This is a genomic window from Bacteroides sp. 214 (genome assembly GCF_010501015.1).
Lineage (GTDB): Bacteria > Bacteroidota > Bacteroidia > Bacteroidales > Bacteroidaceae > Bacteroides.
The window spans coordinates 43,834-59,642 of sequence record NZ_QVML01000019.1 but is presented as its reverse complement, the minus strand read 5'-3'; the positions used below and the strand labels follow the sequence as shown (position 1 = coordinate 59,642).

The following is a 15,809-nucleotide window of genomic DNA, read 5'->3' as shown; positions in this document are numbered from 1 at the left end:
AATAAACAATATAAAAATGAATAATAACAAACCTCTCATTCTCATTTCAAACGACGACGGTTTTACCGCCAAAGGAATCAACGAACTTATCAAATATCTGCGTCCGCTGGGCGAAGTTGTAGTTATGGCTCCCGATTCACCCCGATCTGGTTCGGGCTGTGCTCTTACCCCTACCGTTCCTGTACACTACCGGCTAGTTAAACAAGAGCCAGGGCTAACTATTTACGCCTGTTCGGGAACACCGAGCGACTGCGTGAAGCTGGCGCGAAACACAGTATTAAACCGCACACCCGATTTAGTTGTTGGCGGTATCAACCACGGTGATAACTCAGGAACGAATGTGCATTACTCGGGTACTATGGGTGTAGCTATCGAAGGTTGTTTAAACTACATCCCATCCATCGGCTTCTCACTCTGTGATCATGATTGCGACGCCGACTTCTCTCCCTGCGAGCCCTACATTCGCGAAATAGCATCAATGGTACTCGAAAAAGGATTACCAAAGCGAGTGTGCTTAAATGTAAACTTTCCAAAGCTCCCCCAATTTAAGGGCATAAAGGTTTGCGAACAAGCTTTAGGACGTTGGATGCACGAATTTGAATCTTGTCCACGTAGACACGACGATAAATACTTCTGGCTCACGGGCGAATTTGTTCCTGACGCACCAGTCAACGAGAAAAGCGACAACTGGGCACTTGCCAACGGATATGTAGCTATTACACCTACCACAGTAGACGTAACTGCTTATGAGTTTATTTCCGAACTACAAAGTAGATTATCCATAACAGAGTAAACACATTATGAAGTATTACCTCATCGTTGGCGAAGCCTCGGGCGATCTTCATGCCTCACACCTCATGGCTGCTTTGCGAGAAGAAGACCCGCAAGCTGAATTCCGCTTCTACGGTGGAGACCTCATGGAAAAGATAGGTGGCACTTTAGTGAAACACTACCGGGAGCTTGCCTATATGGGCTTCATTCCGGTATTATTACACCTGCGCACTATCTTCAGAAACATGAGGTTATGTAAGGCAGATATAGCCACATGGAATCCTGATGTGGTAATACTGGTAGATTATCCGGGATTTAACTTAGACATTGCCAAATTTGTGCATGCCAAAACGCAAATACCTGTATTCTATTATATCTCTCCCAAGATTTGGGCGTGGAAAGAGTATCGCATAAAGAACATTAAACGTGATGTAAATGAGCTTTTCTCTATTCTTCCTTTCGAAGTAGAGTTTTTCAAAAAGCACAATTATCCCATACACTACGTAGGTAACCCCACGGTAGATGAGGTCGTAGCATTTCAAGCCACGCATAAAGAAACAGTAGAGGAATTTGCCAACCGTCATAACCTCAACGGGAAACCCATCATCGCGCTACTGGCAGGTAGCCGTAAACAAGAAATTAAGGACAACCTGCCTTTAATGCTACGTGCGGCTGCAGAATTCACCTCACATACACTGGTATTGGCAGGCGCACCGGGAATAGACCCGGAATATTACAAGGAGTACATTGGACAGCATCAGGTGAATATTGTCTTTGGTGAGACATACGCATTACTGCAACAAGCAGACGTGGCACTAGTAACATCGGGCACAGCTACACTGGAAACAGCGCTATTTCGTGTGCCACAAATCGTATGTTACTATACAGGCATGGGGTGGTTTGTATCTCTCCTTCGTCGTATGGTACTCAAAGTGAAATTCATCTCTTTGGTAAATCTCATTGCCGGCAAGGAAATTGTAAAAGAGCTGGTTGCCGATGGCATGAAAGTAGAGAATGTGCGACAAGAGTTAACCCGTATTCTTCGCGAAGAAGATTATCGTGCCTCCATGTTGCAAGAATACAGTCACATGGCAGATGCCCTCGGAGCACCCGGAGCACCCACTAAAGCAGCACGTGAGATGGTTAAAATCCTTAAAAAGTAAAGTCTTCTTTAAAAAGAATGCAAAACTAATGCAGTAAACGCCAGGTTTCTTTGTTTATAGGGCAATGAGTGATTAAGAAGAACTATTAACCTGATATTTTTTTGAATAATGAAGAAATCAATCCTTTTCCCCTTAATGTTGCTAATAACAATGTCTGTAACGCAATCATGTCTTGATGACGATGGTTATGACCTTGGCAACTTTATGCAAAGAATGACAACTGTAAAAGTAATAAACGGTAATGATTACTACCTGGTAGATGATGAAGGAACCACTTACTATCCCGGAGCTTCACAAATACCGAATTATATTCCGGTGGACGGTAAACGTGTGTGGGCAGATATTACTTTACTGGCAGACAACTACGCCGGATACGACCATGCTATACGCGTAAACTATCTCTACGATGTACTTACCAAGCAAGTAGAAAAACTTACTGCTGAAAACGAGGCCGAATATGGCGATGATGGTGTGTACATCTACGAGATGTGGGTAGGTGCAAACTATCTGAACGTCTACTTCGGCTATTACCCACCAGCTTACAAGGAAGCACTTGTTAGTTTGGTAAAGAATACCACAGTAGAGAATCCTGACGATGGATACATTTACCTGGAGTATCGTTACAACAACCACGGTGACGTTACTTCAAGCATAGAACGCTACAGTAGAGTATCCTTCAACTTGGGCGAATATGCACCTTCGGTGGCAACCAGCTACAAAGGGCTTAAAATACGCATTAACTCTGCCGTTAATGGTGAGCGGATATTAACGTACAATTTCAAATCGGATAGCGAAGCGAAGGATAAATAAGAGGTAAGTGCCTTGCTCTTAGGTAGGTAATATTGTCTAAATTTCCTATAAATTAGTATATTAACTACCCTTTTCCTCTTTTTATTTTGCAATAAAGAAGCCATTCGCTACTTTTGCGCCCCGATTATTAATATTAAAACCTAAAGCATGACTATTGTAAAAATGGCCAATCAGCTAACCAAGATTTGTATTGGGCTACTATTAACAGTGACTGTTATTGGATGTAGCGAAAAAGATTTGTATGTAAAACCCGAAGTGCCAGACGTTGAAGATTATTTTAACTTCACAACCACCTCGGATGTAACTGTCTCTCTGAATTATGGATTGAATAACTACCAGGTTATCTTCGAAATTTATGATGAGAATCCGGTAATTACCGATGCCGACGGAGTAACAACTATTACCGAGAAAGAACCGCTTTACCGCTCTATCACTGCATCTGACGGAACGTTTAGCCACGAAATCACAATTCCATCTTCTGTAACCGAAGTGTATCTCTACTCTGATTATATTGGAGTGTTACCTTGTGTGAAGTTGCCGGTTAACGACAGTAAAGTTACCTTTAACCAATCGGAGTATCTATCGGGAAATAATATTACCCGCGCACAAACAGATGGTGGTAGAACATATCCCGATGGATACAAAACGTTGGGAGATTGGAGCAAGAACGGTATGCCTTCTTACCTGAAAGGAAGAATGAATGATATACCTGCCGGATTCTTGTATTCAATACGTAAATTGTTCAGTGACCTGGATGGTACAGAATTTCCTGATATGTATCCTCAATATTTTGACAATCCGGGCAACATTGATATACGCGTAACAAAAGAAACAGCCATCAATCTTGCCTTCCTTGGCAGTGGCGCTTTTAATAATAATGTAGTTGGTTATTATACTTATCCCACGAATAACCCTCCGCAATCGCGCGATGATATTAAGAACCCGATTATTGCATTTCCACGGATTACCTCTGTTCTGCGATCTTCGCCTGTATTCAGTGGCGACTATGTATCACTTAAATATTGGAATGAAGAAACGGATAGTTTTGAAGATAAATTCCCTGCTGGTATAAGCATAGGTTGGCTTCTTATATCGGACGGCTTTACGAACAACGAAGGCGATATTATTGAAAACCTAGCAAAAACAGCTACCTTCTATTCTACGGACAATGAATTCCGCCGACTCCCGACAGATGCTGATAAAATGAGCTTCTTTAATACTGTTGATAAAGGTTTACCGAGAGCTTTAGCGCTTGTACACGATCCGGTTACCAAACACATGATCTCATTGACCTTTGAAGACAGAATGACAGTATCACATCCTAACGACTACTACGATGCAGCATTCTACGTTCAGATTGTTGAAGAAGACGCCATTGAAACACCTCCAGTGCTTCCTCCTGTTAACCCTCCCAGCACATACGATGTATATGTAGAGTATTCGGGCATTCTGGCATTCGAAGACAACTGGCCTACACAAGGAGACTATGACATGAACGACCTTGTTATTAAATACAAGAGCCGCGTATACAGAAACATGACTTCTCCTGCGTATGTAAGCAGAATTGTAGATGAGTTTACAGTACTCAACAATGGAGCTACTTATATTAACGGATTTGGTTATCAGTTCTATGGTGCCAATACAACCACCCCGTTAGCCGACGATAGAATCAACAAAATCACCATTGAAAACGCCGAAGGTATTGTATCTAAGTTTATGCAAGGCCAAGACAGAGAGCCGGGACAAAACACTCCGACTATCATCCTCTTTGATAATGCAAAGGAAGTTGTTGGTAAAACATTTACCGTTACTACGGAAGTTAATACTGTTTACGACAGGCTTATGCAACCTCCATACAATCCTTTCATTATCGTAAAGACCAACGAAGGAAGAGGACGCGAAGTGCACATGGTAAAATATCCTCCTACCGCATTGGCCGACATGGATCTCTTTGGAACGAAGCATGATGAGTCCAGACCGGAAGATAAGCTGTACTACGTTTCAAGCGATAACTTCCCATTCGCACTGCATTTATCAAAAGCAGCTACATTCAACTGGCCGGAAGAAGGTGTGCGCATAGACGTTACCTATCCTAAATACGCAGATTGGGCTAAGAGCTCCGGCAAAACAAATACAGATTGGTATAAGTAGAACTATTTGAACTTATTTTTGATGAGGGTACATACTTGCACGGTATGTACCCTTTCCTTTTACCCCCCCGTTTACACTATTCGACCAAAAACGTGCAGTAATAAACCAACCAGTTGTACTTTCAATTATTTTACCTACTTTTAAGTCGACTTTTTATTTACTGCTATGCGTACACCTTTTTTAATCATCCTTTTGGGGCTTTCAATTTTTGTCTCGGCACAAAGCCTTGTCAATGTGAAGCACTATTCAAGCAATGACGGACTTACACAAAATAACGTTCTGAACCTTATTCAGGATGCAAATGAATATATCTGGATGAGCACCTGGAATGGTTTAGTGCGCTACGATGGGTATGCTTTCGAGAACTTCAAAACCTACCCGTCGGATAGTATACGCATGACAAACCACCGCCTGACGTATATCGAAAACAGTGCCTTGAATAACATCTGGTGCCTAACCTACAACGAACAGCTCTACCTGTTTGATACACACAAGAACAGTTTTGAACAAGTTTTCCGTTACCACGAAAACATCATGGTAAATCCTATACGCAAAGTCTATGTACTGGCAAACGGCATCACTTGGTGTGTAGGTTTTAAGGGTGAACTCTATCGCATAGACGAGGCTAATTACTGGAAGAAAGGAGCTGTAGGGCTTTACGACCATTCCAATTCCAACTCGCTGGGCGATGTTATTTATAATATAGTACTGGATAAAGATGGTGACGAATGGATATTGAGCGACAAGGGTGTCACCATTATCGGAAAGAAAAAAATGTCGGATGCTATGCCTTTCGTTTACTTTGCCGAGACTACCGACGGCATTTATCTGGCTACTAGCAAAGGCTACTTTGTGAAGTACTTACCCAACGGAGAGGTGACAGCCTGCGCACCCGAAATGAAGATGCAACACATCAACGCATTGTGGAAACTACACAACGGGCAAATACTAATAGCGCAAAACGACGGCATAATTATCTACGACCCACAAACGAACACTTCGAAGGTAAAACCAACCATTAATGGCAACCACGTAATTGGTGTAACAGACTTCTATCAAGACAGTCAAGGCATTATATGGATGATGAGCAAACGCAAATCCATCATTCGCTATGATATGGAAAAGGATGAAATGAAGTTTCTGGATTATCCTCTTCGGGAAATGGTACAAGACCGGCCACAAGGATGTTTCATTCACGAAGACGAATATCATTGCATCTGGATAAGACCACAAGACGGCGAACTATGCTTTTACAATACGCACAACGAACGGATGGAGCAAGCCTATACACTTGTAGATAACAAGAAGGAATTCTGTTCGTTCAATCTATACACCTATTTAATCGATTCGCATAAAAACATTTGGGTAGCTACTGGAGATGGCTTTGTGCATCTTACTTTCTCGGAGAAGAATTTTGAATACATCTACAACAATAAACACGCGGAAGTACGCGCCCTTTGCGAAGACAGCAAGGAGCGATTATGGGTTTCGGAGAAACCGGCTGTTCTCATTTCCGATAGTAAGGTTTGTCTTTACGACGCGCAAAACAACTGGCTGGGCAACCTCTCCCGAAGTGGAGAAATTCTGAAGGATCCGCACGTTAAGTTTGGTGTAAACATATACAGTATCTTCGAAGATCATGAAAAAAACATCTGGCTGGGCAGCAGGCAAGCCGGTTTGTTTCGTCTGCAACCCACCCATGAAAACAGATACCGCATTACACAGTTCTTGCCCAAAGAGACAGATCCCTACAGCATTTCTTCCAGTTCGGTCTATTCCATTATGCAAGATTCTAAAAAGCGAATATGGATAGGAACCTTTACCGGTGGCATAAACCTGATTGATACTGTTGCCACCGATGGGAAATTACGTTTCATCCATGCGGGTAATTCACTGAACAACTACCCTATTCATACGTGCGACAAAGTACGCTGTATGTACGAAACCCAAAACGGCACCCTTCTCATTGGCAGTACGCAAGGGCTGATAAGTTTCTCTTTAGAGTTTCAGCAACCCGAAGCCATTCGCTTTTATCATAACACAGCCGGGCTACATCCCGAAAGTTTGAGCAATAGCGACGTGCTTAATATCTGCCAGGGAGCCGATGGAGTACTATTTGTCTCTACCCTAAGCGGCGGTATCAACCGAACGAGTGACAACAATTTGCTGTCGAACGATATCTCTTTTTCTCATTTCAAAAAGAATGAAGAAATAGATTCCGACTTCTCGTTATCGGCAATCGAAGACCGGAAGAAGAATGTTTGGATTGCATCCGAGAATGGATTTGCCCGCTTCAACCCCGCCAACAACAGCTTCGACAACTACAACAGCCGTTCGCTAAAGACCCGCTTTAAGATATCCGAAGCACTCCCAGTGATACGCCAATCGGGCAAGCTTGTGTTTGGCACCAACTACGGAGCACTCTCTATCGACCCCGAGAAGATGCGAAAAAGTTCATTCATCCCCTCTATTGTGTTTTCCGATGTAGAGATATATGTAGACGGCAGCTACCGCAAACAGTCGCTCTATAGCGGCGAACGGGTATTGGAGTTGGCAGCCACCGAAAGGAATGTAATGATAAGTTTCGCGGCACTCGACTACACCGCGTCGGACGGCATTAAATACGCCTATCGCATGGTAGGACTGAGCGACGAGTGGATGCATGTGGGACACAACCGCTCGGCAGGTTTTGCCAACCTTGCGGCAGGCAACTACGAGTTTCAGGTACAGTCCACCAACGGTGATGGCGTATGGGTAGACAACATCACATCCATGTCGGTAAAGGTTCGCCCGTTGTTCAAAGAAACAATCTGGGCGATGCTACTCTATGCACTAATCACGATTGTTCTTATTATATCAATCGTCTATATTTTGTTATATATCGCTACCCTGCGCGGCAAAGTAAATCTGGAACAGAAGCTAACCAACCTGAAACTGCGCTTCTTCACCGACATCAGCCATGAATTGCGTACACCACTTACACTGATTGTCAACCCTATTGAAGAGGTGATGAATAACGAACACCTTTCGGAAGAAGGATTGGAAAATATGCAGGTTGCCAAGAAGAACGCCAACCGCATGTTACAACTCATTAATCAAATCCTTGACTTCCGCAAGATACAGAACAACAAGATGAAGATCTATCTTGAGGAGGTAGACATTGTGGGAGTTGCGCGCAATATGTTTGGCAGCTTCAAAGCGGTAGCCCACCAGCGAAACATCAACTACCAGTTCGTCAGCGCCGAAAAGAGTTGCTTGATGTACACCGATGTAGATAAGTTCGAGAAGATTGTGTACAACCTGCTTTCCAACGCTTTTAAGTACACAGCCAACAATAAATCCATTGTATTAACCATCACCATTACCGAAGATTCCTTTACCGCCACCGTAAAAGATGATGGTAAGGGATTCAACGTAAACCATGTAAACCGGCTTTTCGCCCGCTTTGAGACGAACAACGACCGCAATTTGGGACTCTCTACCGGAATCGGGCTTTCGCTCGTCAATGAACTGCTCGTACTGATGCACGGGACTATATTGGTAGACAGCGCACCGGGCAAAGGAAGCACATTTTCTATCACCCTGCCCGGCAAGCTCAGTAGCTATACCGCAGATGACAATGTAGAGTTACTACAAAAAGATAACATCGAGAAAGAGGGCACAACGGTAGCCGACAAAAAAGAAGAAGCTGCAACAGAAGTAACAACACGCTCCAACGACGATAGAGATACTATCTTGGTGGTTGAAGACAACGATGAACTGCGGCACTTCATCCTTAACATTTTACGAAAAGAATATCGCACACTCGAAGCCGTAGATGGGAAGCAGGGTCTTGAAATAACACTCAACGAAATACCCGATATCATTATCAGTGACATCATGATGCCCGAAATGGATGGTATTGAATTCCTTAAAAGCGTGAAGGCAAATCGCGATACCAGTCACATTCCGGTTATCCTGTTATCTGCCAAATCGTCTATCGAAGACCGTGTACAGGGACTGGAATATGGAGCCGACGATTACATCAGTAAGCCCTTTAACTCCACTTACCTCAAAGCACGGGTAACCTCACTACTGAAACAACGCGAAGTGCTTTACAAGCTTTACATCAACCGCCCTGTCGATAGTAAGGAAGCAATAACTGTGCAAGAAAGTCCGTCTATAATGAGCCAACTTACCCCCTCGGCACCACAAGTTACCAATATTGACGACGAATTCCTTCGTACACTCATCGCTAGCATTGAGGAGCAGATGCAAAACCCGGAGTTCCGCATCGACGACCTTGCCGAAACATTAAATATGAGCCGCACGGTTTTCTATCGCAAGATCAAATCAATGGTAGGAGTATCGCCAGTAGATTTTGTGCGCAACATGCGCATCAAGCGGTCGATACAATTATTAGAAGCAGGTGGAAGTTCGGTCTCAGAAATTGCCTATATGTGTGGTTTTGCCAGTCCGCAATATTTTAGTAAAGTGTTTAAGTCAATGATGAATTGTTCGCCCAAGGAGTATAAGCGTAAAAAGTAGACTCTTCATAAAAAAAACTCACCAACCGGCAAGTTTTAGTTTTTATCACAACTATCATTTAGTCAAACTCCATTTCCTTGCGAGAATTCGGAGGAAAGAGCTACGTACCCAAGAAAAAGCGAAGGAAAACGTATTAAGGAAAAGCGCTAAAAGACACCACAGAAAGAGACAAAAACAGCAAAACACCACCCACAAGCCCTGTAATGCATCTTTTTTGGACTGAGTTTTGATTCAAAACACAGTCCAAAGAGATTCAAAACTCAGTTCATTACCTCTCACAAGCCAGTGCTTTTTTCCCTCTCCGCCTATGGCTCTTGATGCATGAGACTATGGATGAGGGAGTTCGAGCCATAAGCAGAAGACTGTTGATCCATAGGCGCATTTTGTTTCAAACACACCCCTTCCAGAAGGCTTATAGAGGCACTTTTGCATTGCTCGAACAGAACAGATTTCGGATGGTGAGAATCGCAAAAGAAAGCAACGTAGGCGTATTGACGAACACACTGGCACATTCTGCTATCTTATTGACATAAATTCATCAATCCGCGAAAAGCGAAAACGGTAAAAAGATTTATCAAAGCAAGCTACAGGCATAAATTTAATACAGTATCAATCAAAGTGCCTATGAAATTCTCTACCTGTGTTTTCGACCAAAAAGTATAATTTTCTCCCCGTTTGTGTATTTTTCGACCACCTGTTACTTTTTTATCCTTTCTCAAAAAGTGTACGTAAGACGTTAATTTGTGCAAAACAAAGTCAGCTGAGCCATTTACCTTTGTCTGCATAACAGCGATATATGTTATCCCGAAAACACTAATTATAACATTAACCCTATGAGAAACAATTCGTACAACTCCTCCTAAAAAAAAAACGAAAAGGCGTATCGGTTAAAAACCACAATACGCCTCATGTGAGAAACACTTTTTTGACTCCACAAAGAGTTGGAATACTAATAGCAAACAAATCGTAATATTAATGAAAACAAAGAAACAAGACAAAATGAGTAAGAGTAGATCAATTTTACTGTTGCTCTCATTTTTGATGTTGGGTTCATGGAATGTTTATGCACAACAGATCTCTGTAAAGGGTGTTGTAAAGGACACATTCGGTGACCCTGTAATTGGTGCATCTGTTGTTCAGAAAGACAACCCCGGAAACGGGACAATCACCAACGTTGATGGTGAATTCACCGTGAATGTACCACAAAACAGCAAGTTGAAAATTTCGTATCTTGGTATGAAAGACCAAGAAGTAACCGCCGTAGCCGGGAAAATATTGAACATCACCCTGCAAGATGATGCCAGAGCCATCGATGAAGTGGTGGTAATTGGTTATAGCTCGCGCCGAAGAGGTGACCTTACCGGTTCGGTAGCTTCGATTGGAGCAAACACACTGAAGGATATTCCTGTAACATCGGCAGCAGCAGCTATTAGCGGACGCTTGGCAGGGGTAAGCGTAGTGACCACCCAAGGTTCGCCCGATGCTTCAATCAACATTCGCGTGCGCGGGGGTGGTTCTATTACACAAGATAATGACCCACTTTACATTGTTGATGGCTTCGAAGTAAGTAGCATCAATGATGTTCCTCCGGGCGATATTGAGAGCATTGACGTATTGAAAGATGCTTCTTCTACTGCTATCTACGGTGCTAAAGGTGCTAACGGGGTAATCCTCATCACTACCAAAACAGGTAAAGCAGGTAAGATAAAAATCAGTTTCGATACCTCTTTTGGTTTCAGTAAGATGTACAACCACTATCCGGTTATGTCTCCTTACGAATATGTATATATGCAGAAAGAGCTTGACCCAACAGAGAACGCGGGCTTTTTCGATCGTTATGGTCGCTGGGAAGATGTGGACATCTATAAATCGGTAAAAGGTACCGACTGGCAAGACGAGCTTTTCGGACGCACCGGTGTGAAGCAAAACTACACGTTGAGCATCATGGGTGGTGACGAAAAGATGACATACAATCTGAGCTACATTCGCGACAATGAAGATTACATCATGATTGGTTCTAACTATACACGCGATAACATCAATGCGAAGTTTACCCGCCACCTCAACAAAGCGTTGAAATTGGATTTCCAAAGTAAACTAACCCGTACCGTTATTGATGGCGCCAGCATTTCAAGCGGACGCAAACTGCGCGATGCCATTCGTTTCCCCAATGTTGATACACTCGACAGCCAGACCGAAGGCGATATGGGTGACGAATATGACCCGTCAGCTCTATATAACCTGAACGACCCTTACTACAACATTGTCAACGAGCACAAGAAACAAATGCAATTTACTAACTCGTACAACGTAGGATTAACATGGCAACCCATCAAAGGTCTTGTTCTTCGCGGTGAAGGTACATATAACTATATCTTCAACAAAACCGACAATATATTCCTGAACAAAACCGGTGAAGCCTCAGGGAAAGGTGGTATGCCTGTTTCCAAACGTATGTATCAAGACGGTTTTCGCTATACATACCGCGCCACAGCAAACTACAACAAAACGTTCTCTGAGAAACACAGCATAATTGCATTGGTAGGATTTGAGTTCAACTCGCTCGAAAGGAACAAGATGGACATCAGTTCGGACTATTACCCCGTAGACTATTCGATAGATAATGTATTGTCTATGTGGAATGACGGTTCTCCACAACCAACCTATACAACGGTTGATGAGCCAAGCCGCACTCAATCTTATTTCACTCGTTTAACTTACAACTTCAGCGACCGTTACATCATTGATGCCACAGCACGTTATGATGGAACAAACGTATTTGCTCCCGGCAACAAATGGGGATTCTTCCCGGCAGCTTCGGCAGCATGGCGCATTTCGGAAGAAGCATTCATGGAGCCTTTCAGAGGATGGCTCGACAACCTGAAATTGCGTGGCGGTTACGGTCTCGCGGGTAATAGTCGCGTTGGATCATACTGGCGCCAGACTTATTCGCCTGTTACATCATCCAAAAGTCTGTACTATATGGGTGAGAGTCCTCAAAGTAGCTTGCAACCCAGCACCACGCTCCGTAATGAGAAACTTACGTGGGAAACCAAATATTCTACCAACATAGGTTTGGATATAAGTTTGTTTGGCAGCCGCCTCAACATCAGCCCCGAGATATACCATGATGTAACCAAAGACCTGATTCTGCAAATTCAGCTACCTTCCACATCGGGTTATGCTAACCAATACCAAAACGTGGGACAAACGACCAACAAAGGATTTGAATTAACAATCGACGCTACACCATTGCAAGGAAAAGATTACTACCTCGGTGTGAACTTTAATATTGCCTTTAATAAGAACAATGTAGACTTCCTTTATGGCGATGAAGAAAAGACTCCACTGATTAGCTCTTCCAATAGTATAACCGGTAATGACTTTGGACGTGACAATTACCGCACCTTCGTAGGTGATGAAATTGGTTTGATTTATGGATATAAAACCGACGGATATTACTCATTCGATGACTTTACCTTCAATCATGGAACAAAGAAGTGGGAATTAAAAGAAGGCGTAACAGATTGTAGAGGTGTCTACACTTCATCGGGCGACTATTTTGGTCCGGGACACATTAAATTGAAAGACCTGGGTGGTGCAAACGGAACTCCCGACGGTAAAATTGATGCCGACAACGATCGTACCATAATAGGTCGCACACAGCCAAAATTCACCGGAGGTTTCAGCCTCAACGGACAGTGGAAAGGATTTGACGTAGCAGCGATGTTCAACTTCTCGTATGGCAATGACGTACTCAATGCCAATAAGATAGACTACAGCTCGTTTACAGGTTCAAAACGTTATCAAAACATGACAACCATTATGAATCTGGATAATCGTTTCACGACTATTGACCCCGTGACCGGATTCAATATCTATCATGGTAAATACGCCAACCCCGAAAGGCTGGAAGAACTGAACCAAAACGCTAAAATATGGCATCCCATAGCAAATGGCGCTGCTACCACCGACTGGGCGGTAGAGGATGGTTCATTCCTACGTTTCAGCAACCTTACCATAGGTTATACATTGCCTAAACAATTAACACAACGCGCGGGCATACAAAATCTACGTGTATATGGTACAGTAAATAACCTCTACGTGTGGACAAATTATTCCGGTCAAGACCCCGAAGTTGACACATCGGGCAGTGTACTTCGTCCCGGTACCGACTTGTCTGCATATCCTAAAGCTCGCACCTTTATATTCGGGCTTAATCTCACATTCTAATAGTTATAACGATGAAAAAGAATATTAAATATTTCGTACTTGCAGCAGGCTTAATGATATTTACTGCCTGTGACGACTTTCTGGATACAGAGTCGCCGTCAAAGCAAACATCCGAAACCGTTTTCAACAACGAAGGAATGACCCGTTCTGCCATTATGGGCGTATACTCGCAATTGAACGTAACAAACGTTTACGGACAAAAGATGTCGGTAAACTGGCAAGGTAACTCGGATATAGAGTTCGCCAGTGGTTTTGCCAGTTCCGATGCATTAAAGACTGCCAGCGGTGATACTCCCGCACAGAATTTCTGGGATAATTCCAACAATACCACTACCGTTTGGACAGATCTTTTTAAACTTGCCGAACTGGGTAGTACTGCTGTAGAAGGTATCCGTAACTCCAATTTGATTAAGACAAAACCTGCCGTTATGAAACGTTACTTAGGCGAAGCCTTAGTCATGCGTTCATTGGCTTATTTTGAGTTAGCACGCCGCTGGGGTGATGTTCCTTTCCGGAGCGAAACCTCTTCTTCGGACTTGAAAAATGTCTACATGAATAAAATAAGCCGCGACAGTATCTACAATGTTATCATTGCCGATATGGAAGAAGCGATTGAATATCTGCCATACATTGGCTCTGTAGCCGACTATACAGTAGAGCGCGTAAGCAAAGGATTTGCAAAAGGTTTGTTGGCGCGTATCGCTCTTTTTGCTGGTGGTTGGTCATTGCGCGATGGCAACCAATTTCCTGATAAGAGTAATGTAGAAGAGTACTCGGGCAATTTGCCGGGTATGGAAGCAATGGGTGGATACTATGTAGGTCGTCCTAAAAACTGGAAAGATTACTATAAAATTGCCGAACAACAATGTGCGGAATTGCTTAGTGACCCAGAGAATCCACATGGTCTTGACCCTGACTTTAGCAACATCTGGAAAACAGTATGCGGCTTGGGCGTTAACCCACATGGTGAAAACTTGTTTGAGTGTGCTAATGGTGTAGGACAAAACGGTGATATCGGTACATTGATGGGTTCACCACAAGATGGCGACCTTGGTTGGGGTAATCGTGGTAGCTTTGGTGGTTCGTATGCAAGTACAAACGCTTACTATTTCTACTCATTCAGCGAAAACGACAAACGCCGTGATACGGCAGTTACATGGACAAAATTCGGAAAGAACAGCGACAACGGAAATACAATTGAAGAGTACATTACAAATAATCCGTTGAGCTTGAACTTTGCCAAGTGGAACTTCTTCTGGACATCAGACCAGTACAGAGCCATCTGTCTTACGGCTACCAGCCGTGTACCAACCGGTATCAACTGGATTTTGATGCGTTACTCGGATATTTACCTGATGTTTGCCGAGGCTCGCTACAACCTGGAAGGAAACAAGAGTTCTGTAAACAGTGTATGCGGATTAAGCGCTGCAGCTGCTTTGGAAAAAGTTCGCGAAAGAGCATTCGGTGCCGGTTCGCCCGAAATCACCAACTATGATTCGGACTTCATGGAAGCTATTATGCACGAACGTGCTTGGGAATTTGGTTGCGAAGGTATCCGCAAACTCGACTTAGTGCGTTGGGGTATGTTAGACAAGAAGATTGAAGACATGAAAGAAGCATTAGTTAAAATGCTTGATGGTACAAATGATTTTAGAATATTCGATAAGACCTATGTAGCAGGCCAATTACCAACAACAGTATATTACAAGTACACTGACGAAACATACTTTGAAGGTCGTCCACCGCTCGATTTAGGTGATACTTACAATGCAAGATTGATAGACCGTTCCTCGGCAAACTTCTATACCAACATAGCAGGCGGAAACCCCGACCCGAACATCTATCGTGAGAAAGAATGGTTCCCTCTAGCGTATTGGCATACAGAAGCCAATTACGAGAACGAAAATACAAATGCCATAGAGTACTATTGTAGAATATTGATCTGTGCATCAGGACTAAGAGCATCTTACAATTACGACACCCTGTTTAGTCAGTTGAAGTATGGTAACCTTATCAAGAGTAGATACGAGAACTACAAAGTAGGTTCAGGCGGCGGTAATGGCGTTTGTAACTACCGGCACTTGTATGCTATCTATTACGAGGATATTACGAAGTCAAAAGGCTTCTTGAAAAATTCTTATGGATACTAAAACA

General features: G+C 43.2%; 7 protein-coding genes. All 7 read left to right on the top strand.

Annotated elements, in window-relative coordinates; all coding sequences use genetic code 11:
- Nucleotides 1-16 precede the first annotated feature (16 nt).
- The 7 genes from surE to D0T50_RS12105 all read left to right on the top strand — a co-directional run bounded on the left by surE (nt 17) and on the right by D0T50_RS12105 (nt 15,805).
- The gene (surE, locus tag D0T50_RS12135) at nt 17-793 is read left to right on the top strand and encodes a 5'/3'-nucleotidase SurE (RefSeq protein ID WP_163223794.1); all 777 of its coding nucleotides are present in this window, start codon (nt 17-19) and stop codon (nt 791-793) included.
- A 7-nt stretch (nt 794-800) separates the two neighbouring features.
- Nucleotides 801-1,934 carry a lipid-A-disaccharide synthase gene (gene lpxB / locus D0T50_RS12130; protein WP_163223793.1) on the top strand — a complete coding sequence of 378 codons (1,134 nt, stop codon included), beginning with the start codon at nt 801-803 and terminating at the stop codon, nt 1,932-1,934.
- A 108-nt stretch (nt 1,935-2,042) separates the two neighbouring features.
- The gene (locus tag D0T50_RS12125; protein WP_163223792.1) at nt 2,043-2,744 is read left to right on the top strand and encodes a NigD-like protein; all 702 of its coding nucleotides are present in this window, start codon (nt 2,043-2,045) and stop codon (nt 2,742-2,744) included.
- A gap of 147 nt (nt 2,745-2,891) precedes the next feature.
- Nucleotides 2,892-4,895, top strand: coding sequence for an LruC domain-containing protein (locus D0T50_RS12120; protein WP_163223791.1), 2,004 nt, complete (start codon nt 2,892-2,894; stop codon nt 4,893-4,895).
- A gap of 234 nt (nt 4,896-5,129) precedes the next feature.
- Entirely contained in the window at nt 5,130-9,422 is a 4,293-nt protein-coding gene (locus D0T50_RS12115) for a two-component regulator propeller domain-containing protein (protein ID WP_370520911.1), read from the top strand.
- 975 nt (nt 9,423-10,397) lie between these two features.
- Entirely contained in the window at nt 10,398-13,655 is a 3,258-nt protein-coding gene (locus tag D0T50_RS12110) for a TonB-dependent receptor (protein WP_163223789.1), read from the top strand.
- A gap of 11 nt (nt 13,656-13,666) precedes the next feature.
- Nucleotides 13,667-15,805 carry a RagB/SusD family nutrient uptake outer membrane protein gene (locus D0T50_RS12105; protein ID WP_163223788.1) on the top strand — a complete coding sequence of 713 codons (2,139 nt, stop codon included), beginning with the start codon at nt 13,667-13,669 and terminating at the stop codon, nt 15,803-15,805.
- The last annotated feature ends 4 nt before the right edge of the window (nt 15,806-15,809 follow it).